18 protein-coding genes and 1 riboswitch are annotated in these 24,340 nt (G+C 32.8%); of the genes, 7 read left to right on the forward strand and 11 right to left on the reverse strand.

Annotated elements, in window-relative coordinates; genetic code table 11:
• Positions 1 to 34 precede the first annotated feature (34 nt).
• Positions 35 to 3,742, reverse strand: coding sequence for a phosphoribosylformylglycinamidine synthase (locus tag NZD85_RS04695; RefSeq protein ID WP_260543796.1), 3,708 nt, complete (start codon positions 3,740 to 3,742; stop codon positions 35 to 37).
• Between the two features lie 104 nt (positions 3,743 to 3,846).
• Positions 3,847 to 3,945, reverse strand: a riboswitch (purine riboswitch).
• Between the two features lie 162 nt (positions 3,946 to 4,107).
• Positions 4,108 to 5,349, reverse strand: coding sequence for a glycosyltransferase (locus NZD85_RS04700; protein ID WP_171622004.1), 1,242 nt, complete (start codon positions 5,347 to 5,349; stop codon positions 4,108 to 4,110).
• A 104-nt stretch (positions 5,350 to 5,453) separates the two neighbouring features.
• Between NZD85_RS04700 and NZD85_RS04705 the strand changes: the two genes are divergently transcribed.
• Together NZD85_RS04705 and miaE are read left to right on the forward strand one after the other, a co-directional pair.
• Positions 5,454 to 5,855, forward strand: a complete 402-nt coding sequence (locus NZD85_RS04705; RefSeq protein ID WP_225539303.1) for a hypothetical protein — start codon at positions 5,454 to 5,456, stop codon at positions 5,853 to 5,855.
• 99 nt (positions 5,856 to 5,954) lie between these two features.
• Positions 5,955 to 6,536: a tRNA-(ms[2]io[6]A)-hydroxylase gene (miaE, locus tag NZD85_RS04710; RefSeq protein ID WP_171622006.1), complete on the forward strand. Its 582-nt coding sequence runs from the start codon at positions 5,955 to 5,957 to the stop codon at positions 6,534 to 6,536.
• 37 nt (positions 6,537 to 6,573) lie between these two features.
• Here the strand turns inward: miaE and arsB are convergent, their stop codons facing one another.
• The 9 genes from arsB to NZD85_RS04755 all read right to left on the reverse strand — a co-directional run bounded on the left by arsB (position 6,574) and on the right by NZD85_RS04755 (position 14,869).
• Complete coding sequence (gene arsB, locus NZD85_RS04715; RefSeq protein ID WP_260543801.1) at positions 6,574 to 7,605, reverse strand: ACR3 family arsenite efflux transporter; 1,032 nt, start codon at positions 7,603 to 7,605, stop codon at positions 6,574 to 6,576.
• 2 nt (positions 7,606 to 7,607) lie between these two features.
• Entirely contained in the window at positions 7,608 to 8,222 is a 615-nt protein-coding gene (locus NZD85_RS04720) for a low molecular weight phosphatase family protein (protein ID WP_260543803.1), read from the reverse strand.
• Positions 8,223 to 8,240: 18 nt separating this feature from the next.
• Positions 8,241 to 8,705, reverse strand: coding sequence for a DUF6428 family protein (locus NZD85_RS04725; RefSeq protein ID WP_188319814.1), 465 nt, complete (start codon positions 8,703 to 8,705; stop codon positions 8,241 to 8,243).
• Positions 8,706 to 8,799: 94 nt separating this feature from the next.
• The gene (locus NZD85_RS04730) at positions 8,800 to 9,129 is read right to left on the reverse strand and encodes an ArsR/SmtB family transcription factor (RefSeq protein ID WP_171622011.1); all 330 of its coding nucleotides are present in this window, start codon (positions 9,127 to 9,129) and stop codon (positions 8,800 to 8,802) included.
• Positions 9,130 to 9,273: 144 nt separating this feature from the next.
• Positions 9,274 to 10,974: a ribonucleoside-diphosphate reductase subunit alpha gene (locus NZD85_RS04735; protein ID WP_260543806.1), complete on the reverse strand. Its 1,701-nt coding sequence runs from the start codon at positions 10,972 to 10,974 to the stop codon at positions 9,274 to 9,276.
• A gap of 78 nt (positions 10,975 to 11,052) precedes the next feature.
• Complete coding sequence (locus tag NZD85_RS04740; RefSeq protein WP_260543808.1) at positions 11,053 to 12,012, reverse strand: ribonucleotide-diphosphate reductase subunit beta; 960 nt, start codon at positions 12,010 to 12,012, stop codon at positions 11,053 to 11,055.
• A 385-nt stretch (positions 12,013 to 12,397) separates the two neighbouring features.
• On the reverse strand, positions 12,398 to 13,969 hold the full coding sequence (rny, locus tag NZD85_RS04745; protein WP_171622014.1) for a ribonuclease Y: 1,572 nt from the start codon (positions 13,967 to 13,969) through the stop codon (positions 12,398 to 12,400).
• Between the two features lie 255 nt (positions 13,970 to 14,224).
• On the reverse strand, positions 14,225 to 14,515 hold the full coding sequence (locus tag NZD85_RS04750; RefSeq protein ID WP_171622015.1) for a cell division protein ZapA: 291 nt from the start codon (positions 14,513 to 14,515) through the stop codon (positions 14,225 to 14,227).
• A 9-nt stretch (positions 14,516 to 14,524) separates the two neighbouring features.
• The gene (locus NZD85_RS04755; protein ID WP_171622016.1) at positions 14,525 to 14,869 is read right to left on the reverse strand and encodes a hypothetical protein; all 345 of its coding nucleotides are present in this window, start codon (positions 14,867 to 14,869) and stop codon (positions 14,525 to 14,527) included.
• A gap of 370 nt (positions 14,870 to 15,239) precedes the next feature.
• On the opposite strand from NZD85_RS04755, the gene NZD85_RS04760 reads away from it, so the two are divergent.
• The 5 genes from NZD85_RS04760 (at position 15,240) to NZD85_RS04780 (ending at position 24,323) form a co-directional block, all read left to right on the forward strand.
• The gene (locus NZD85_RS04760; protein WP_260543811.1) at positions 15,240 to 16,931 is read left to right on the forward strand and encodes a M23 family metallopeptidase; all 1,692 of its coding nucleotides are present in this window, start codon (positions 15,240 to 15,242) and stop codon (positions 16,929 to 16,931) included.
• Entirely contained in the window at positions 16,879 to 19,317 is a 2,439-nt protein-coding gene (locus NZD85_RS04765; protein WP_260543813.1) for a TonB-dependent receptor, read from the forward strand. Before NZD85_RS04760 ends, NZD85_RS04765 begins: the two co-directional genes overlap by 53 nt.
• A gap of 489 nt (positions 19,318 to 19,806) precedes the next feature.
• Positions 19,807 to 20,418, forward strand: a complete 612-nt coding sequence (locus NZD85_RS04770) for a nucleotide exchange factor GrpE (RefSeq protein ID WP_260543815.1) — start codon at positions 19,807 to 19,809, stop codon at positions 20,416 to 20,418.
• Between the two features lie 14 nt (positions 20,419 to 20,432).
• Entirely contained in the window at positions 20,433 to 21,554 is a 1,122-nt protein-coding gene (gene dnaJ, locus NZD85_RS04775; RefSeq protein ID WP_225539307.1) for a molecular chaperone DnaJ, read from the forward strand.
• Between the two features lie 159 nt (positions 21,555 to 21,713).
• The gene (locus NZD85_RS04780; RefSeq protein ID WP_260543819.1) at positions 21,714 to 24,323 is read left to right on the forward strand and encodes a M36 family metallopeptidase; all 2,610 of its coding nucleotides are present in this window, start codon (positions 21,714 to 21,716) and stop codon (positions 24,321 to 24,323) included.
• The last annotated feature ends 17 nt before the right edge of the window (positions 24,324 to 24,340 follow it).

Here is a 24,340-nt window from a genome sequence, read left to right on the forward strand (position 1 = left end):
CTTCATCTAATTTCTAAGATCTCCTATCTATATTCTATCCTTTAAAATACGCTACCGCATTTTTAAAGATATTCATGTATCCATTTCCTGGAATATTTTTGAATAATCCTTCTTCGTAACGCTCTGGATGTCCCATACGTCCATACACTTTTCCACAAGGCGATACAATTCCTTCTACCGCAAACGTAGATCCATTTGGATTATAAGGCATTTGTCCAGCTAATTTTCCTTCCAAATCTACAAACTGAGTAGCGATTTGTCCTTTGTCAATTAACTTTTCTAACTCCTCCTCATTGGCAACAAAACGACCTTCTCCATGTGAAAACGGAATCCAATATTCTTGACCTTCCATTCCTTTTAACCAAGGTGAATGCGATTTATTTACTCTAATTTTTGCCAATTGTGTGATATGTCGACCAATTTCGTTAAACGTTAATGTTGGCGTATTTTCTTCCAAATCTTGAATTTTACCATAAGGCAATAATCCCGATTTTATCAATGCTTGAAAACCATTACAAATTCCTAAAACCAATCCATCGCGCTCTAATAGATTGTGAATTGCATTTTTTATTTTCTCATTACGTAAAACCGTTGCTATAAATTTCCCTGATCCGTCTGGCTCATCAGCAGCTGAGAAACCTCCTGGTATAAAGAAAATATTGGCTTGATTAATTTCTTTCACAAAAACATCTACCGATTCTTCAACATCTTGTTGTGTTAAATTACGGAAAGGTAAAGTCGAAACAATCGCTCCTTCTCTACGAAACGCTTTTGCTGAATCATATTCTGAATTTGTTCCTGGAAAAATTGGAATAAAAACTTTCGGATTTTCTACTTTATGATCAGCGAAAGCAAAACAAATTTGTTCAGCTTTCAAATCTTTTTCTTCTACAAGCGTTTCAGAAGATGATTTATATGGAAACAATGAATTGAATGTTTCTTTCCACTGTTGTTTCAACTCTTTCAAGTTAATTTCTTCTCCATTAAACTGGAATGAAGCTGAATCATTTGTCTGACCTAAAACATGATAATTTTGAGCAATTTCAGCAGGAATGTTTAATTCTTCTGAATGTTCTATAACAATTGATGCTGGGTAATATTTTGCTAAATCTAAATCAGTGTTAATTTCAAATCCGATTTCATTGCCAAAAGCCATATTCGCTACAGTTTCTGCAATTCCACCAAATTTAACCGTCATCATTGATTTTACATCAGCATTAATTGTTCCGATAAAATCAAAAATAGATTTGGTATTCGTTTCGTCAATTAAATATTCAGCTGTTAAAGTTGGAATAAAAACTGAAAGTTTAGAATTCTTTTCAGCTAACGTTCCTTGTACAATTTTTTCAGCCTTAGAAGGTGCTACTGCAAACGAAATCAATGTTGGTGGCACATCAATATCTTGGTAAGATCCAGACATCGAATCTTTACCTCCAATTGCAGGAATTCCAAATTGTTTTTGTGCTTCTATCGTTCCTAACAAAGCTGCAAATGGTTTTCCCCAACGCGTAGCTTCGTCACGTAATTTCTCAAAATACTCTTGAAAAGTTAAACGGATATCAGCGTAATTTCCTCCTGCTGCAACAATTTTCGTCATCGAATCAATTACCGCAAAATAGGCTCCGTGATAATTTGACCAACGAGAAACAATCGGATTGTAACCAAATGAAGCAATTGAAACTGCATTTGTAAATCCATCTGTCGGAAATTTTTGTACTGAAACATCTTCTGGTGTATCCATTGTTTTTCCACCAAAAGCATTCAAAATAGTAGAACGTCCAACATTATTGTCAAACATTTCTACCATACCTTTTTGCGATGCGTGATTTAACTCTTGCATCATAGCAATAAAAGCTTCTTTACTGAATGCTTTATTCTCAAAAGGATTTGTATATTCTTCGTCCGTAACTTCTATTTTAGCTTGTTTACGAACACCGTTTGTATCTAAAAATTGACGGTCCAATTCAACAATCTTAGTTCCTTTCCAAACTAAAGTCATTTTATCATCTCCCGTTACCTCCGCAACACAAGTTGCATCAAGGTTTTCTTCTTTTGCTAATGCAATAAATGTTTCTACATCTTTTGCTTCTACCGCAACAGCCATACGTTCCTGAGATTCAGAAATCGCTAATTCTGTTCCGTTTAATCCAGCATATTTTAATGGAACTAAATCTAAGTCAACATTAATTCCGCGTGCAATTTCACCAATTGCAACAGAAACACCTCCTGCTCCGAAATCGTTACATTTTTTGATTAATACTAAAACTTCTGGATTACGGAATAAACGTTGAATTTTACGCTCAACGATTGCATTTCCTTTTTGAACTTCTGCCGATAAATCGTCTAATTTTAAACCATCATGTGTTTTAGATGAACCTGAAGCTCCACCTACTCCATCACGCCCTGTTGCTCCACCTAATAAAATAATTCGGTCACCAGCAACTGGTTCTTCACGACGAACATATTCTTTTTTTACAGCTCCAGCTACAAAACCAACTTCCATACGTTTTGCTTTGTATCCTTCGTCATAAATTTCTTTCACAAAAGTTGTCGCTAAACCAATTTGGTTTCCATACGAACTATATCCATTTGCTGCTTCTTTCGAGATTTTACGTTGTGGTAATTTACCTGGTAACGTATCTTCAATTTTTTCTAAAGGATTTGCAGCTCCTGTAATACGCATGGCTTGGAAAACGTAAGAACGTCCACTCAAAGGGTCGCGAATTGCACCTCCAACACATGTAGAAGCTCCTCCAAAAGGCTCAACTTCTGTTGGGTGATTATGTGTTTCGTTTTTAAATTGTAATAACCATTCTTCCTCAACACCATCTACATCAATTGGTACAACGATAGAACATGCATTGATTTCTTCTGAAACATCAATATTTTTAACCACTCCTGTACGAGAAAGATATTTCCCCATAACAGTTGCTAAATCCATCAAACGAATTGGTTTAGTTGTTCCCAATTCTTGACGAACTTGTTGGTAATAATTGAATGTTTTTTGTAGCGTTTCGTTAAATTTAGAATTAAATTCAACATCTATAATTTCTGTCTCGAAAGTGGTATGACGACAATGATCAGACCAATAAGTATCTAAAACTTTTAATTCAGTTTCAGTTGGATTACGATCAATAGATTTGAAATAGTCTCGAATAAAAACTAAATCATCCATCTCTAATGATAATCCAAACTGGTTGTAAATATCTTGTAATTTATTTTCGTCAGCAGAAATAAAACCTTCTATAATTGGAACTTCAGTTGCTTCTGGATTCGCAGGTATTTCCATTTTAGAAAGATCTTTCTCACGCGATTCTATTGGATTGATTAAGTAATCTTTTACTTTCTTCAAATCCTCCGCAGACAAATCTTCGTTGAACACATATAATAAACCAGATTTTACGGTTACATTATCAACATTCATCAAAACCAAACATTGTTCCGAAGAATCATCACGTTGATTGTATTGACCCGGTAAAAATTCGGTTGCAAAATAGTTTTTAGTGTGAGGAATGTTTTCAATAATTGCATCTTCCACATACTTGAAAACAACATCTGTCACAGGATCGACAAACACTTTGTTTTGAACCTCTTGCAACTGGCTTTCTTGTATATTAAAAAGATCATAAATAACAAAAACCTTGCACACAATATTAGGTACAAGGTTTCTAAGTTCTATTGTAGTCTTCTGACTGATAACGTCAAAATTCGATTTCTTCTGAATGAAAAGTCTTTGGTTCATTGTATTGTTTGCTGTACTATTTGGTTTATTTTGTTTAAACCATTTGTATCATCTACATCAACAAACAAACTATTTTCTACATTGAGTGGTTCAAGACTCATTTTATAGAAAAAAAATTCATTTGTAGTGGCAAGTATTTATGGTCTGCCGTAGAGACGCTCAACCTTATTATGAGCTATACAAATGTTGTAAACTTTAAAAACTAAATCACCTTTAAAAGTGAATTGCAAAATTAAACATTTTAATTAGTAAAATCAAATCTAAATCAACAATATTTTGTTTAATTTATTTGTTAAATATTTTCATTAAAAATTAACAATGATTATCAATCAGATGTCAATAATTATTCTTGAAACTTCTTTAATTTATTTCAAACTATTTTTATTTTTCTGTTCTATCCAAAGCGACATGTATTTTGTACTTTGATTGTTGTGATGTTGTAAAATCTGTCCCATAAAATTCTGATTTCGATGCGAGATTAGATTAGCTTCTATAGATTTGATTTTATTTGAAAAATCAGCTTCAAACTTATTCTTATTGTAATTTTCGTTCAGAATTAGCTTTCCATTTTGTTGTGCAGTTGTCCATTCATTTTCATTCGTGTAAAGCAACGTTGCTTTTTCCACAAAAGATTCTACATCATCTACCACATAACCATTCCAAGCAAAATCTCCTTTCATTGCTTCTGCTCCAATTGTTGTCGTAACAGAAGGTGTTCCCGTTTGCATTGCATCCACAAATTTCCCCTTTACACCTGCTCCAAAATTAATCGGCGCTAACAAAACTTTGTAAGTAGACATTGTATCTTGCGCATTTTCTGCACGTCCTTTTATAAAAAATCGTTCTTTCGGATTATGCAATTGCAAAACTTTTTGCGACACATAAGCGCCGTAAATGTGCAATTCGGCTTTTGGAAGTTTCTTTCTTAATATAGGCCAAATCTCTTTTTTTAAGGTTTGCACACAATTATAATTCGGTTCGTGAATAAAATTTCCGATGAACATAAAATTTGTTCTCTGCTCAAAATTCTTCCACAAACTAACTTTTGACTCAGTAATTTCTTCTTCTAAAAATGGAAGATAGTACAATACAGTATGATCAATTTTAAATTGATTTTGAAGAATCTCAAGCTCTTTTTTTGATATAATCAAGGATAGATCACAACGTAAAATTGAAGCTATTTCTCGCTTTGCTAAATCGGAAAATAATAATTCAGATGTAAATTCAACACCTTTTTTAATTGCTTCCTGTCTCGCATTTCGAAGAAAATGTAGATCTTCTGTATCCAATATTTTCAAAGCATTTGGACATTCTTTAGCGACACGCCAACCATATTGCTCCTCGATCATAAAGCGATCAAAGACAACAATTTCTGGAGAAAGTTCTCGCACAAAATCATCAAAACTTTCATCATTTAATTGTATTTCAACTTCTTTAATTCCTTTCGAAATCAAATCAAAACTAAAATCTGATTTTGAAGCAGCGCAAGCAAATGTAATTTCAACTTCTGTTTTTAGAAAACAATCTATTAACTGAATCATTCGAGTTCCAGCCGCAGAAGAAGTTGGCTCTGGCCAAACTTGACCAATGATTAAAAGTTTTTTCATCCAACAAAATTAAGCTTTCTGATGCTGATTTGGAATATTAATTAATCCGTCAACGATTTGATATATTTTAATGTAAATTTGTCCTTCAAAAAATTATATAAAAAATGTCTTATCAAGCTGTATTTACAGAATTTTACGAAGAGGTGAAATCAAGTATCAACCAAGGAACTTTTGCTAAACTTACGATGGCCAAAACCATTGGAGACACTGATTTGAAGAACATTTTTGTGCGATTACATCTTTTGGAAGACAATACGTATAATTTTGCTTTTACGTTTCGTTACAAAACGGAAGAAGTGGAACAATATCACAGCATCGAACAAACGTTTTTAATTTTGAGCTCATACATCAAAAATCCATTCACGAATGCATTATTGTTCACCACTGAAAAAGACATCATCTTTAAAGTAAACAAAAAAAATGCTGCAAGTTTGACAGAACAAGCACCTACTTTTAAACATGCTTCTGATGTAATGATCGAAATGATTGAGAAAAAAATCGTTTAATCAACTGATTATTTTAACTCAATCTAATTATTTTGGTTAAAAGTTTCGGTTCTTTTATCCTAATTATAATTTGTATTTTTGTAGTTCAATTTTTCGAAAATGCTTGGATTAAAACTTTTAACAGACCCACGTTGGGCTGATATTGCGGAAAGAAATTTAGAAGAAATCTTAACGGATCATGCGTGGTGCGAGCAAAAAGCAGCCACAAATGCGATTACCATGATTGCGTACAATTCTGAACATGATGAATTTATTCAAGAAATGTCTGATATTGCAATCGAAGAAATGCAACATTTTAAAATGGTTGTAGAAATTATCGAACGTCGTGGTTATACATTAGGTCGCGAACGAAAAGATGATTATGTAGGACAATTGATGAAATTTTGTAAAAAAGATGGTTCTCGTAACATGGCATTTGTCGATCGTTTGTTATTTGCAGCGATGATTGAAGCCAGAAGTTGTGAACGTTTTAGAGTATTATCTCAAAATATTAACGACGAAGAATTAGCTACATTTTATTACGATTTGATGGTTTCGGAAGCTAATCATTATACCACTTTCTTAAATTTTGCACGAAAATTATCAACCGATGTTGATGTAGATAAACGTTGGAAAGAATGGTTGGATTTCGAAGGAAAATTGATTCAATCTTATGGAAATAAAGAAGCAATTCACGGATAAAACTTAAAAGACACGAAATTAAATTTCGTGTCTTTTTTTATGGATAATATTTCTTTTTCAACCATAAACTTGCTTTTACCAATAGAATCAAAACAGGAACTTCTACCAAAGGACCAATAACACCAACAAATGCTTGAGGAGAATGAAGTCCAAAAACAGCAATAGAAACAGCAATAGCTAACTCGAAATTATTACCAGTGGCTGTAAATGCGATAGATGCGTTTTTATCATAAGGAATCTTTACAGATTTATTAAGAAAGAAACTCACAAAAAACATCAATACAAAGTAGATAATTAAAGGTATTGCAATTTTTAAAACATCCATTGGTAATTCTAAAATTTGATCTCCTTTTAAACTAAACATTAATACAATTGTAAATAATAATGCATATAATGTTATTGGAGAAATAGCAGGAATAAATTTGTGATGATACCATTCTTTACCTTTAAATTTCATTAAAAAATAGCGACTTAAAAAGCCTGCTAAAAATGGAATTCCTAAATATATGACAACACTTTCTGTAACGTCTTTCATAGAAACGCTGACATTAAAGGTGGCTAATCCTAATTTGTTTGGTAACACATTGATAAAAAGCCATACGAAAAAGCTGTACGATAATACTTGAAAAATAGAGTTTAATGCTACTAACATCGCTGTGTATTCTCTATTTGCTTTGGCCAGATCACTCCAAACAATAACCATTGCGATACATCTTGCTAATCCTATCAGAATTAAACCAATCATATAATCAGGTTCGTTTTGTAAGAAAATAATTGCCAAAACAAACATCAAGATGGGCCCAATAATCCAATTGAGTAACAAGGATATCCCCATCACTTTTTTGTCCTTAAATGCAGTTGGAAGCAAAGAATAATCGACTTTTGCTAAAGGCGGATACATCATTAAAATAAGTCCAATTGCTAACGGAATATTTGTTGTCCCTACGGATAAAGCATTGGTAAAATTTGAACTATTCGGAAAAATAACGCCTAAACCAATTCCTAATGCCATTGCAAGGAATATCCAGAGAGTAAGGTATCGGTCTAAGAATTTTAATTTTGGTTGCATTTTTATTTATTGATTTTTGAAAAGACATAAAACATTTCTGTGGCGATTTGCCAACTTCGTTCTGTGTAAACTTTATCTTGTTCTGGAGTGTTATCTGCAATGTTAGGATCTTCAAAAGTTATCGGAATTCTTCTTTCTGCACCTGCTATAAAAGGGCATCCTTCGTCTGCTTGTGAACAAGTCAGAATGGCTGCAAATTTTGAAACTGGATTGTAAGGACTATCATACTTTTTAGAAAAACCAATAATAGGCACCGCATTTTCGCCAAACTTAATAGCATAAATTGGATTGTTACTTTCCGCTATTTTTAGAATTTGAAAACCTTGCCGACTTAATGTTTCTGCGATTTTTGGAAATAAAGCCGTTTCTTCTGTACCACCCGAATAACAATTTACATTGGATATATTAAAATGTGCGGCTGCAACTTGAGCCCAAATTTGTGCAAAATGACTTCTACGCGAATTGTGGGTGCAAATGAAATTGAGATTTATTATTTCGCTTTCCTCCAATTTTTGCTGTATATAATCCACCAAAGGCTGTAAAACAGCCTTTCTTTCAGTAGATATTGCATCAAATACTTGAATTTTTATTATATTCTTTTTTAACAATGGAAACATGAGTAATGGTTTACATTCTTAGCAACAACCCGAATTAGGTGTACAACAAGTATTGTTTAGTTCCGATAAATTCACTTTTTGTTTTTGGCTAGGAATTCCACACGCATCTTCGGCTAAACATGCCGTTGTTTTGTTTTTTAAAACAAAAGATTTTCCGTTAAAATCTAAATCAAATTTTCCAATCGTTTCGGCTTGATACTCTACTTCAATTTCAGCATCTTCGATCCCAATTTTTTCCTCGGATAGTTTGATAATGTTTAACAGTTTACCTGGTTTTAGACGATGTTCGTAATCATCTGCATTCCATAACTGAAAGTTAACTACTTTTTCGTTGCGAATGGTTCCGCCACAATCGATAAAGTTTTTTGTAATTTGACCAACTTCTGTTACGTGAAAGTGTTCGGGAACAAAAGTCCCATTTTCTAATTGAAATTCAACATTCTCTAATGTTGGTAGAATTTCTTTAATTTGTTCAAGTGTCATAGCTTATTATTTATAATTTGACTTGTTATGATTAATATTCATTTACTTTTACCATTATCGCAATATTACGATGATAATTAATATAAAAAAAGTATTAACAGCATTGTTTAATGTGAACATCTTGTTTGAAAAATGCAATCAAATCGTTTTGAACATCATTCCAAACTTTTTCATCGATACAATAGCAAACAGACTTTCCTTCGATAGTACCTTGAATAATTCCAAGTGTTTTAAGCTCCTTTAAATGCTGAGAAATCGTTGCTTGTGCCAAGCCTAATTCATCAACCAAATCATTGCAAATACACGCTTTCTGATTGATAATGTATTGTAAAATAGCAATACGTGCCGGATTTCCAAATACTTTGAACATGAGTGCTAATCTATTTTGTTCGTCTGTAAATATTTCTGATTTTGTAGTTCCCATAGATTAATTTCGTATCGTAATATTACGATAATAAAATAAATCAATCCTCATAAAATTTCATTTTAACTCAACTTTTTGATTAAATAAACTAAAAAAATCCGCTCTTTGAGCGGATTTATGTATTCTATTTTACTATTTTATTTATTAAGCCTCGCAAGAAGAACAAGAAACTAAGTTGGCTACTAATTCTTTTGAAACAGATTGAGAGCGTTGATAATACAATGTTTTTACGCCTAATTGCCAAGCTTCAATCATTAAACGGTTGACTTCTTTTACAGGTAAATCTGGCGGAATGTTAAGATTTAAGGATTGCGATTGATCGATGTATTTTTGACGAATTGCTGCTTGCTGAACAATTTCTAATTGAGAAATTTCTTTGAATGTTTTGAATACATCTTTTTCCTCTTTTGTCAATTGATCTAAATGCTGTACCGAACCTCCATTTAGCATGATTTCACGCCAAATATCTTCGTTATCGATTCCTTTTTCGCGTAATAATTTTGTTAAATATTTATTTTTACGCATAAAGTTCCCTTTCGATAAACCAGCTTTGTAATAATTAGACGCAAACGGTTCAATTCCTGGAGATGTTTGTCCTAAAATTGCAGAAGAAGAGGTTGTTGGTGCAATTGCACATGTCGTTGTATTACGACGTCCATAACCTTTCAATACTTCTGGTTCTCCATAAATACGTGCTAATTCTTCTGAAGCTTTATCAGCTTTTGATTGTATATGTTTGAATATTTCTGTAGTACGCAATTTTGCCTCCATTCCTTCGAAAGGAATCATATTGCGTTGTAAATAAGAATGCCATCCTAACACACCTAAACCTAAAGCTCTGTGACGTTTTGCAAATCGATTCGCTGAAGCTAAATAGTAATTTCCTTCTGTTTTTTCGATGAATTCTTGCAATACAGCATCTAAGAAAAAGATGGCTAAACGAACCGCTTCTGTATCTTTCCATTCGTCGTATAACTCTAAGTTCATAGAAGATAAACAGCAAATAAATGATTCGTCCACAGAAGAAGGCAACATAATTTCTGAGCAAAGATTAGACGCATTAATTGACATTCCTAAATCTTTGTAAACCTGCGGTTTATTTTTATTAACGTTATCTGTAAAGAAAAGATAAGGTAATCCTTTTTCTTGACGAGATTCTAAAACTTTCGCCCAGATTTGACGTTTTTCAACATCTCCATCAATCATTTCTTGCATCCAATAATCTGGCACACAAACACCATAAAATAAATTCTGAATAGGACTCCCTATCGATTTAATTTTTAAGAATTCTTCAATATCATCATGATCGATATCCAAATAAGCTGCAAATGCACCACGACGTGTAGAACCTTGCGAAACAACGTTCATTGCAGAATTGAACAATTCCATAAATGAAACTGCACCACTACTCTTTCCGTTATCTGTGATTGCTGCACCCCGCTCGCGTAATTCTCCGAAATACCCAGAAGTTCCACCACCGATCTTTGTTTGCATGATTACTTCACCTAATTTATGCGTAATACCTTCGATACTATCTGGAATATGAACATTGAAACAAGAAATTGGTAAACCACGTTCCGTTCCCATATTTGCCCAAATTGGCGATGATAAACTCATCCAACCTCTTTCAATCATTTCTTTAAAAGACTCTTGAAGTTCAGGTTTATATAAACGCTTTGCAGCTGCTGCTGTAATACGATCTATTGCTCCTTCAACTGTTTCGCCTTTCAACAAATAACCTCTATTCAAAATTTGTTCAGATTCAGAGTTTTTCCACCATAATTTTGGTGCTTCTCCGTCAAAAAAAATGTTTTGAATGTCGTCGTGTGGTATCGGATTATCCATAGTTTTAGAATTTATTGTGATGTAATATTATATAAATAATTTTATTTATAGCTGTGTTTTAATGAATCATTTCGGTCGTTAAAATAAATCGGCTGCCGAAATACTCTTATCGTGTTTTGTATAATCTACAGGTCGTTTTGCAAAGAAATCGTCTAAACTACTTGCAAAAACTTCTTCTTCGAACCAAGCCATTGGTTTGTATTGCTCTTGCGAAATATGATATATTTTATTATACCCTATTTTCATAATTGCTTCGTCTATACGATATTTCATATAGTTTAATAAATCTGCTTTTGAGTAGTAACCGAATTCTCCATTTTCGAAAATCCAATCTAACATCATTTCTTCTTGATCAATATAACCACGAACTGCAGTTTCTACCCAGTTTTGATCTAATTCTTCTGGCAATAAACCTTCTTCACGAATTTTATTAATCAAATAAATACCAGCATTTGCATGAATTTGCTCATCTGTAGATGTCCAAGCAATAATATTTGCTGTATTTTTCATTAAACCATCAAAACGTGTAAACGCTAAGATATTTGCAAATTTCGAAAATAGCGAGCTATCTTCTATAACCAATGCAAAGAATAATAATTTCTCTACAATTGATTTACTTTCGTCGCGCATGATTTCACTAACGAACGTATTATAACTTTTGAAAATAGGATTTTGTAATGCAACATTAAACTCATCCAAATATCCATTTACTTCCAAAATACGAGAATATGCTTCACTATGTCTGAATTCACATTCTGCAAAAGTAGCGCCTAACCCATTTAATTCTGGTTTTGGAAAATAATGGTATAAATCTCCCCAAAAACCTTTTACAGTTACCTCAACTTGTGCAATAGATAAAATAGAACGTTTGTGAATTTCACGTTTCACATCATCTAAGTTGGCGTGATAATCTTGTATATCCGAAGTAAAATCTACTTCTCCATGTACCCAATATGCTTTTTGGATTGCTTCTGTAAAGGTTAAAATTTCAGGATATTCAAACGGTTTATAGTTTATCCTTTTATCAAAAATAGACATAGTTTTTTTTAGACTTTTTAGATTAATAAACTTTAATAAAAACGATTTTTTTTCATGAAAAAAAATAAAGTTGGTTGTTTTATTTTTTTTAGAAATTTGAACCTCAATGGGGTTACATTTTCGTTTCAATCATTCATCGATTCTTTCAAAATTAAGATAAGATTTTACAATTAAAAATTTTGGAATCTTAAAAATTAAAAAGGTTATCAACAAGTTGTTAATTAATTGATTTATAATTAGTTGATTTTGTATTTTTATTCGTTATAATTTAATAATTTTTATCGAAACTACAACTAAATTGCTAATTATTTTTCTATAATTCAGCAAAAAAATAGGCAAGCCTTGATGTAGACTTGCCTAAAAGAATATAAATAAATTCTAAATTTTATCTGGCAATATTCACTGCACGAGTTTCACGAATTACAGTTACACGAACTTGACCTGGATAAGTCATTTCGTTTTGAATTTTATCTGAAATTAAGAAAGATAATTCAGCTGCTTTTGTATCATCAACTTTATCACTTTCTACAATTACACGCAATTCACGCCCGGCTTGTATAGCATATGCTTTTTCAACTCCGTCAAAATTAAGTGCAGTCGCTTCTAAATCTTTTAAACGTTGCATGTACGACTCTACAACTTGACGACGCGCACCTGGACGAGCTCCAGAGATACTATCCGCAACTTGTACAATTGGCGAAAGCAATGATGTCATTTCAATTTCGTCGTGGTGTGCTCCAATCGCATTAATTACATCTGGATGTTCACCATATTTCTCTGCCCATTGCATCCCCAAAATAGCGTGTGGCAATTCTGATTCTTGCTCCGGTACTTTACCAATATCATGTAACAAACCTGCACGTTTCGCTAATTTAGGATTTAACCCTAATTCTGCAGCTAACGTTCCTGCTAAATTTGCAACCTCACGAGAGTGTTGTAACAAGTTTTGACCGTAAGAAGAACGATATTTCATGCGCCCAACGATACGAACCAAATCTTTATGTAAACCATGAATTCCTAAATCAAGGATCGTTTTCTTACCAACTTCGATGATTTCATCCTCAATTTGTTTAGTTGTTTTTGCAACAACTTCTTCGATACGAGCTGGATGAATACGACCATCGGTTACTAAACGGTGCAAAGATAAACGAGCTATTTCACGTCGAACAGGATCAAAACAAGAAAGGATAATCGCTTCTGGTGTATCGTCTACAATTACCTCAACTCCTGTTGCAGCTTCTATTGCACGAATGTTACGACCTTCACGACCAATAATACGTCCTTTGATTTCGTCAGATTCGATATTAAATACAGACACTGCATTTTCTATTGCTTGTTCCGTTCCGATACGTTGAATAGAAGAAATAACAATCTTACGTGCCTGATTTTTAGCATCTAACTCAGCATCTTCCATAATTTCTTGAATATGCGCTTGAGCTTTTGTTCTCGCTTCATCTTTCAAAACTTCAATCAATTCAGCACGAGCTTCATCAGCAGAATAATTTGATATTTTTTCAAGGATTTCTACTTGTTTTTTGTGCATAGTATCCACTTCCTTTTGCTTAATGTTAAGCTTTTCAGTGCGTGATTGTATATTTCCTTTCTCAGATTTAATCTGATCTTTTTGTTTCTGAATATCTGCTAAGTCCGTTTTGATTCTCTCTTCACGTTCTTTTACTTTAAGCTCAGCATCAGCTACTTTTCTTTCGCGTTGATTAACAACTTCTTCGTGTTTAGATTTTAATTCTAAAAATTTTTCTTTTGCTTGAAAAATTTTCTCTTTTTTAATCGCTTCTCCATCTTTTTCAGCATCACTAATCAAATTTTGTGCTTTGCGAGTAGCTTCATCAATCAGTTCTTGATTTTGCTTATCAACTGATTTTTTTGATAAGAAATATCCTACCGCCGCACCTATGATTAATGTAACAATTGCAATAATTATTGTCATTGGTTCCATAGTTTATGTAATGTTTATATATAAAAAAACCTACATTAGTAAAGTATGTTTTGAGTTAACTCCTGTAAACAGGATTTGAGTTAGTCCGTTAGTCAAGTATCCGCTGTCAAATAAATGAACCTATAAAGGTTGCGGCCCGCTTTCCGAACGGTGTTCACTCGGTAACAAAACTAGTGTTGAGTTAACCAAAATAGCTAGAACTAATGTAGGAATATTGTTTATTGGACAGTTTTATAACTGTCAGAACTTCTCTTTTTATTTTACGATTGACTGATCAATCAATTCTAATAACTTCGAAATGCGCTCTGTTGTCATTTCTTCATTATCTTTCACTTGCTTTTTCAGTTTTGCTTCGCGTAAAGCTAATTGAATTGTCACCATTGCAAGTGCGTCTTGTTTGTCAGAAACAGCGTACTTTTGTTCAAATTGTTTCAAAATACTATTTATTTCTTCTGCACAAGAAAGTAACATTTCTTCTTCATCAGAATTAATCGTCATGGGATAATGACGTGAAGCAATTTTTATCTCAATTCGTTGAGTTGACATTCTTTTTTATTAATTATTAGTTTTAATTTGAGCGATGCACGTATCGACTTCTTTGATTAACTTGTTCATTCTTTGCTTCATCATTTGTTTATACTCCTGATTTCCGCTCATTGCATTAACGACTTTTAATCGTTTTACTTCTTCATTTAAATTTAAGTTATTCGCTTGCGAATCTCTCAATTTATTTTTTAATCTGGCATTATCCTCTTTCAAAGAATTGATTTCATTTTGTAATTTTTCCAATTCTTGAATCGAGTTTTCTGCGTCTTTCAATATATCTTTATAATTCCCAAGTTGGCCTAAAACACTTAAAACCTTGTTTTCAAGTTCATTAAATTTTACCATTTTTTCCATCTCCTGAGAATTTCTATTATCCTAGCTTCTATTGCAAAAATAGTATTTTTTTACATCTAATCAATACAAAAACCTAAATATTATCAGTTTTTTTTTATTCATTTGACAAATAGATATTTACTCTCTTATTCTGCTTTATCTATCTGTTTTTATCCACACTTACAGTAAACTTCTAATAACGGAAAAACAAATAATACAAATCATACTTATTTTTTTAATTAATCCTATTCACTTTTACAATTTACAACATTTAAAACTTAATTTTAGAAAAAATTATCTCTAAATAATTTTTAAAAATTCTAAAGATTAATGATGTTTGTAGAAGAATTAGTTTACATTTAACTAATTTGTTAATTATTGAATAGAAAAAATGAACGTGATTAAACCAATTTTACTAAACCTATTACTATGTTCTACTGTTTTTGGACAACGAGCAGAACAACCGAAGGCAGACAGTTATCCCAAAAATATATTTCAGAATCCATTAGAAATCACCAATTATTTATCAGGTAATTTCGGAGAGCTTCGTAGCAATCATTTTCATGCTGGACTTGATATAAAAACACAACAACGAGAAGGTTTAAAAGTAAACGCAATTGGAGACGGTTATATTTCTCGTATCAATGTTTCGCCAACAGGCTACGGAAATGCACTTTATATCGATCATCCAAATGGATACACTTCTGTTTATGCACATTTGAGAGAATTTACACCAGAATTACAAGCTTATGTGCGTAAACAACAATATGCGAAAGAAACCTTTAAAATTGAATTACATCCAAAAACAAATGAAATTCCTGTAAAAGCAGGAGATTTGATTGCTCTTTCAGGAAACTCTGGTAGTTCTGGCGGTCCGCATTTACACTTCGAAATTCGTGATACAAAGACGGAAGAACCAATCAACCCCTTTTATTTTGGTTTTGATATTCCAGACACAAAAAAACCTTCTATTTTAGGACTATACGCTTACCCAATTAATGGTGAAGTGAATCAAAAAAATAATCGTATCGCTGTAGCAAATGGTGGATCTATTTCAGCTTCAGGAACGATTGGATTTGGTATAAAAGCTTACGACAAGCACAATGGCGCAGAAAACAACAACGGTGTACATCAAATCAATATTTATGTAAATGATGAACCGATTTACACCTTTACCTCAAACCGTTTTTCGTTTGATGAAGCCCGAGCTATAAATAGCACGTGTGACTATTCCGATATTCAGAAAAATAATAGTTGGGTGTATCAAGGATTTGTGAAAGATGGAAATCCTGTGCGAATGTATTCTAATTTGAAGAATAACGGAATTTTAGAACTTGAAGATGGAAAATCGTATAAAGTAAAAATTGATGTTTCTGATTATGCCGGAAATTTATCTTCGCAATCGTTTTTAGTCAATGGAAAATCGTTTGTAGAAAGTGTAAAAACTCCTGAAACAAATCCAATGTTATGGAACAAAGAAAATCATTTCAAAAATCAAGGAATCGAAATCTTTTTTCCAAAAAATATCTTCTACGAAGATTTTGATTTAAGCTACAAATTCTCGAATGGGAAACATTGGGTTGGCGATTATTATATGCCAATTCATCAAACTTATACGCTTGCAATAGAACCTACAGCTGAGATTCCTACTGCACAATTAGACAAAGCTGTCATTGTTCGTGAGTATCAAAAAAGAGGCGTTTGGAAAAAAGATTATTTAACAACAACACTTAAAAATGGAAAGCTGGTTGCAAATCCAAAAGATTTTGGTGTTTTTTCTATTTTAATCGATAATACTAAACCGACAATTACTCCGTTAAATATCAAATCAGGTAGTCAATTTACTCAATCAAATGGTATTATTCGGTTTACAATAAATGATACACAATCTGGAATAAAAGACTACAAGGCTTATATAGATGGAAAATGGGTTTTAGCCGAATATGATCATAAAATTAAACGATTAACAATTAATTTGAATAAAGAACAGATTTCGGTTGGCGACCATCAATTAGAATTAAACGTGAAAGATGAAAAAAACAACACAGCAACGTACTCTACAACATTCAAAAAGATTTCTTAGTACCATAAGTTTATCACTTTTGGGTGGAATTTTATTTGCGCAAACAGCACAAATTAATGGTAAAGTTGTCGACGAAAATAGAATACCGATAAGCGATGCCGAAATTATCGTAAATGATCAATCATTTTTTACGGATCAAAATGGTAATTTCAAAATTGATATTCCGTCAAATGAATCGATTACAGTAACATTCAACAACAATGGTTATCATTCGTTTGCACAAACTTTTACGTTAAAGGATAAAAATAGAAAAGAAATATTTGTTCAATTAGTACCCGATGAAACTAATGCGATTCAATTGGGCGAAGCAACAATTTCATTTCAATCCAATACAAACAAACCTTTGCAAAGCACCGTTTTAAGTGCAGCACAAATGCAACAAGGACCAAGTTTGACAGGTGGAGTTGCTGATTTATTAAAAACCTTGCCATTCGTTAACTCGAACACCGAATTGAGTTCGCAGTACATGGTTCGCGGAGGAAATTATGACGAAAATTTAATTTACGTTAACGGAATAGAAGTGTACAAACCTCAACTTATTCGCGCTGGTGAACAAGAAGGTTTAGGCTTTGTAAATCCGTCAATGACAGAATTCATCAACTTTTCCGCTGGTGGATGGGAAGCTAAATACGGCGACAAAATGTCATCCGTTTTAGATGTAACTTACAAACGTCCTAAAAAATTTGAAGGACAATTAGAAGCAAGTTTAATGGGTGGAAGTTTGACATTAGGTAGAGCTTCTAAAGACAAAAAACTTTCGGCTATTGTTGGTGCACGCTATCAGAATAGAAATTTAATTTTAAACACCTTAAAAGGTGACACCAATTTCAACCCTGAATATTACGATGTACAAGCAAATATCAATTATAAATTAAATGACAAATGGAATGTTGCATTTTTAGGAACCATGTCACGTTCTCGCTACGAAATGTTTCCGATAAAACGTGAAACATATATCAATGCTGTAGATAATCCATTGTTATTAACCGTTTATTACAACGGAAAAGAAGACGACAAATTTGCAACTGAAACGGGAAGTTTATCGTTTACCTATCAACCGAATTCTAAATTAGACTTAGGTTTAGATGTTTTTGCATACCATTCGAAAGAAAGAGAATATTTTGATATTCAAGGTTCTTATTTTATTTCAGAAGTTGATGCCGATGGTAAAGCAACCTCAACCAATGATGTTGGTTCTCAAATTGACCATGCACGAAATAATTTTGATGCATTGGTGGCGGGAATTCAACACAAGGGAAAGTATAAAATCAATGGAAACAATAATATTGAATGGGGAGCAAAATTTCAACAAGAAGACATTCGCGATTTATTAGGTGAATGGCAAGCAATAGATTCGACGGGATATGTTGTGAATCCGAACCCTAATCAAGGATTAAATTTAAGTTATTATGTTAATTCAAAAAATAATTTAAAAACCAATCGTTTTTCTGGTTACGCACAATACACGAGCAAATTCATGTGGAACGATGCAAAAGTATTGTTCAATGCTGGTGTTCGAGCAGCTTATTGGGATTTTAACGAAGAAACAACGGTTTCACCTCGCGCACAAATTGCGATTAAACCAAATTGGGAAAAAGATATGTTGTTCCGTTTTTCGACAGGTATTTATTATCAACCTCCCTTCTATCGCGAAATTCGTCGTTTAGATGGAAGTTTAAATGACAAAGTAAAATCACAACAATCTATACATTTTATTCTTGGAAACGATTACGAATTCAAGTGGATGGATCGTCCGTTCAAGTTAACATCTGAGGTTTATTATAAAATCTTAAACGACCTGAATCCGTATTATGTAGACAATGTAAGAATTCGTTATACGGCAGACAATAACTCAAAAGGTTATGCTTACGGAGTTGATATGCGTTTATTTGGACAGTTTGTTCCAGGAATCGATTCTTGGTTCTCGGCATCGTACGCACGCGCTTATCAAAACATTGATGACAAAGGAAATATTCCGTTACCAACAGATCCTCGATTCAAATTATCGGCGTTTTTCCAAGATTACATGGAGTTTTTACCATCTTTCAAGGTAAATGTTAATTTGATTTATGCATCTGGTTTACCGAACGGAGCACCTCAATTTGCTGATCCTTACCAATACCAAACAACGTTGACAGATTACAAACGCGTGGACATTGGTTTTGTAAAAGAAATTATCAATCAAAAAGACTTAAAACCATCAAGCGGAACATTTTGGAGTAATTTCAAAGAAATATCGATTGGTGTGGATGTTTTCAATGTGTTTGATATTAAAAATGAAATCAGTAATTCATGGATTCGTGATGTAAACTCTAACCGAGTTTATACAATGCCAAATTATTTGACAGGACGTTTCTTTAATGGAAAAATTAATTTTAAGTTTTAAAAATATATTTATTGAAACCTAAATCCCTTATTATTACCATTTTCAGTTTATTCTTCGGATGTAGTAATCTTAATGAAGATAAAACTTTAATACTTAAAACTATTGAGAGTGAAAATTACAAGATAGAATGGTATATAAAAAGTGGACTTACTACAGTTTATCCTAATTATATAGATATCACTAATAAAATTGAACATAAAAAACACGAAATTGTCGTCATCTTGATATTTTAGATATTATTCTAATTGATAACGATAGTTTATTTATCATATATAATAAAAATGCGCAACTTTCTGAAATTAGAAAAAATGATAAAAAACTGGGTTTAAAAATAATCCCAAAGAATTATCATATATATTATACAGGAAAAAGACATTATTAAAAATAATATCAAAATTCAATTCAAAAAAAACTTCATACATTTACCGAAGCACTTCTAAAGACAGAAGTGCTTCTTTTTTTACTTAAAATCTGACAAAACGACACACTATGGGCATTGGCAAACTATTTGATTCTATCAGAAACAAAAAAACGAATAAGAATATGTCTGACCAAAATATACACGAAGAATTAGAGAACGAAAACATTCAAGAGAACGTTCAAGAAACGGAAAACACTGTAGAACAGCCACAAGAAGAAACTTCTGGAAAGTCAGAATTAGAAATTATTAAAGAACAATTAGCAAAGGAGAAAGACCAATATTTGCGTTTATTTGCTGAGTTTGATAATTACAAAAAACGTACATCGCGTGAGCGTATGGATATTTTCAAAACAGCAAATAAAGAAGTGATTACATCTTTGTTACCTGTTTTAGATGATTTCGGTCGCGCATTAACTCAAATTGAAAAATCTGGAGACGACAGCTTACATCAAGGTGTTGAATTAATCAATAATAAATTAATCGAAACGTTACGCGGAAAAGGTTTAAAAGAAATGGAAACCAAAGCTGGAGACGATTTTAATACTGATTTACATGAAGCTATCACACAAATACCTGCTCCAACAGAAGAGTTGAAAGGTAAAATTGTAGATATTGTAGAAACGGGTTATTTATTAAATGATGTGGTAGTTCGCTACGCAAAAGTTGTTGTTGGATTGTAATTTAGATTAAGAACATGTCATCAAAAAGAGATTATTACGAAATATTAGGCGTAGATAAATCGGCAAATGCTGATGTTATCAAAAAAGCTTATCGTAAACTTGCCATCAAATTTCACCCTGACAAAAATCCTGGTGACAAAGAGGCAGAAGAAAAATTTAAAGAAGCTGCAGAAGCTTACGAAATTTTAAGTGACGACCAAAAACGTGCACGTTACGACCAATTCGGACATGCTGGAATGGGCGGAGCTGCTGGCGGAGGATTCGGCGGAGGCGGAATGAACATGGAAGATATTTTCTCTCATTTCGGCGATATCTTTGGAGGTGGTGGATTCGGAGGCGGATTTGGAGGTCAATCTCGAGGTCCACGTCGAATGAAAGGTTCTGATTTGCGTATTCGCGTAAAATTGAACTTAGAAGAAATGGTAAACGGTTGCGAGAAAAAAGTAAAAGTTAAACGTTTCAAACAAGCTGAAGGTGTTACATCTAAAACATGTCCATCTTGTGGTGGTTCGGGACAACAGGTTCGCGTTACGAACACATTTTTAGGACAAATGCAGACTGCTACAACTTGTTCTACTTGTCAAGGTGTTGGAAAAGTTGCGGATAAAATTCCTTCAGGAGCAAATAATCAAGGTTTAATCAAAGTTGAGGAAACAATTGACCTGAAAATCCCAGCAGGAGCTAGAGAAGGAATTCAATTGCAAGTTCGTGGAAAAGGTAACGATGCGCCTTTTGATGGTGTACCTGGGGATTTATTAGTTGTTATCGAAGAAGAAGAACACGACACATTAAAGCGTGATGGAAACAACCTACATTTTGATTTGTATGTTTCTATTCCTGATGCTGTTTTAGGAGCTTCAAAAGAAATTCCAACAGTTAATGGAAAGGTAAAAATCAAAATTGATAAAGGAACTCAATCTGGTAAAGTATTACGCCTAAAAGGTCAAGGTTTACCTGATCTTAACGGTTATGGAAAAGGTGATTTATTTGTTCATGTTAACATTTGGACACCAACTCATTTATCAAAGGATCAAGAAGCGTATTTTGAAAAAATGAGAGATGACGATCATTTCTCACCAGAACCTTCTAAGAATGAGAAATCATTTTTTGAACGTGTAAAAGATATGTTTCAGTAATTAATAAATACTGAGTTTTATAAAGCATCCAAACAAAATTTGGATGCTTTTTTTATCTAATTATTTATTTAATAACATCATTTTTATTTATTTGTCGTATTAATTAGTCATTAATTAAAAAAATAATATAACTTTATTTAAATTAATAACACTATACAAATGAAGAAAAATTTTACTCTTATCTTCTCTGCGTTTTTGTTATCAATGACTGCTCAAGCTCAGAATGCTGAACAATTAATTGATAATTACCAACTACAGAGATCGGGTAACAATGTCGAGTACAAATTTGTACAAACGATTAATGACGAAAAAGATCAAACTCAAAGAGTATTTACTCAACGAACTTTCCAAGGAATTCCTGTTTACAACAGTTACACAACTTATTTAGTAAAAAACAATCAAGTTGTTTCTGCTTTAACCTCTGAAAATTTTAATTCTGAGTTAAAATCTGCAGCTGTTACTCCAACACTTACATCTCAACAAATACTTCAGAACATTGCACAATCAGAAGGTTTAAAACTTATCACGAACGATTCTTCAGATGAATTTGGTGTTCATTTTACAAAAGATGACACTTCTGAATTGGTTTATTTTATCAATGATCAGAAAGAAGCTATTTTAAGTTATACATTATCTTATCGATTATTTAACGAAAAACAGAACGATGTCATACATGTTGTTGTTGATGCTAAAAATGGCACAATCATAGATAAACACAATACAACGTTAAGCTGTAGTTTTGATCATGGAGCCTTTCATAACGAAAATTTAGCACACTTTAATAAAGCGGATTGGGATTGGTTATATGACGATGGTAATAATGTAGCATCTGCTCAGTATAATATCTACAAATTACCAATAGAAGCGCCTAACAGAGGTAATCGTTCAATTGTTAATTTATCTATATCTAACACCACTGCATCTCCAAATGGTTGGCATAATGTAGCGGATGGAACAATCAAAACAAGAACCGAAGGGAATAATGTACGAGCTGTACGAGATCATAATTCAACTGCATATAATACGTTCAATTCTATAGCAAATACAGTTACAATTAACAACAATGATTACGCAGATGCAGGAGAATCTTTAAATTTTGATTTCCCTGTAGATTTCAGTTTAAATCCTTTTAAAAACTGGCAAGCAGCTACAACTAATTTATTCTATATGAATAATATGATGCATGACATTCTTTACAACTATGGTTTTACTGAAGTAAACGGAAATTTCCAAAAAGATAATTATGGAAAAGGAGCAACAGGAAATGATGATGTAGTAGCATTAGCTCAAACACGATTTAATGAAGGTATTTTAAACAATGCAACATTTGCCACACCTGCTGATGGTAGATCACCTCGTATGGCAATGTATTTGTGGAATCCTCCAGCAAATGCAGATACAGATCCTTTAACAATCAATTCTCCTTCAACAATTGCAGGAAAATATAGTGTTTTCTTTTCGCCGTTTGGTGCTGAATTACCTACTACAGCCCTAACTAAAGACTTAGCTTTATTACGTAAAAGCGAAACAGAAGGAAACGAATTTGATGGTTGTGGCACCATAACAAATACTGCTGAAATTGCTGACAAAATTGCTGTTGTCTACAAAGGAGGAAGTTGTAATTATGTTACAAAAGCTAAAAATGCACAAAATGCAGGTGCAAAAGCACTTATCATAATCAATAATATTGGAGGAAACTTTACAATCACAGGAAACGATTCTTCTATTACAATTCCTGTTGTTGGATTGACAAGAATTAATGGAGACAAAATAAAAAATGAACTAATAAACGGAACAACTGTTAATGCAAGTCTACAACACAAAGACATTCCTTACGCTGACGGAAGTTTTGATAATGGTATCATTGCACACGAATACGGACACGGTGTTTCTAACCGTTTAACTGGCCCAATAACAAATTCTAACTGTTTAGGTAATCTTGAACAAATGGGTGAAGGTTGGTCTGATTTCTTTGCCTTAATGTTAACGCAATTACCAGGTGATACTGGCTCAACTAAAAGAGGTATTGGAACATTTGCTACCAGTCAATCTGTTGATGGAAACGGAATTCGTCCTACTCCATATTCAACTGATATGACGGTTAACCCTGCAAAATACAGCTTCTTAAAATCATATGGCAATAACGATTCACCACATAGAACAGGATATGTTTGGGCATCTATGATTTGGGATATGAATTGGAAATTAATCGACAAATATGGCTTCTCTCCTGATCTATATAATGGTAAAGCAGGTAACAACATGGCTTTACAATTAGTCATGACAGGTCTTAAATTACAAACATGTTCTCCAGGTTTTGTAGACGGTCGTGATGCTATCCTTATGGCTGATGAACAACTATACGAAGGCGCTAACAAATGTGAAATATGGGAAGCTTTTGCTAATCGTGGTTTAGGATATAGTGCAAGTCAAGGGAGTGTATTCAGTAGAATTGACGGTACAGAAGCGTTTGACATGCCTCCTGCAGATGTATTAAATTGTGATTTATCTACAAGTGACTTAAAAGAATCATCATTACAAATGTATCCAAATCCTGCAAAAGATATGGTTTACATAATGGATAAATCAATCAAAAATGACATCAAAGTAGATATCGTAGATATGACCGGTAAAGTGGTTTCAACAAAAACTGTTAAATTCGATGGACAAAAAGGAAGTGTTGAAACAAACAACTTACCTAAAGGTGTTTATATTTTGAAATTCAAAACTGATCAAGGAACAGTTACAAAAAAATTAATTAAAAACTAATTTTATTAAAACTGTAA

The organism is Empedobacter stercoris (assembly GCF_025244765.1).
Classification (GTDB): Bacteria; Bacteroidota; Bacteroidia; order Flavobacteriales; family Weeksellaceae; genus Empedobacter; species Empedobacter stercoris.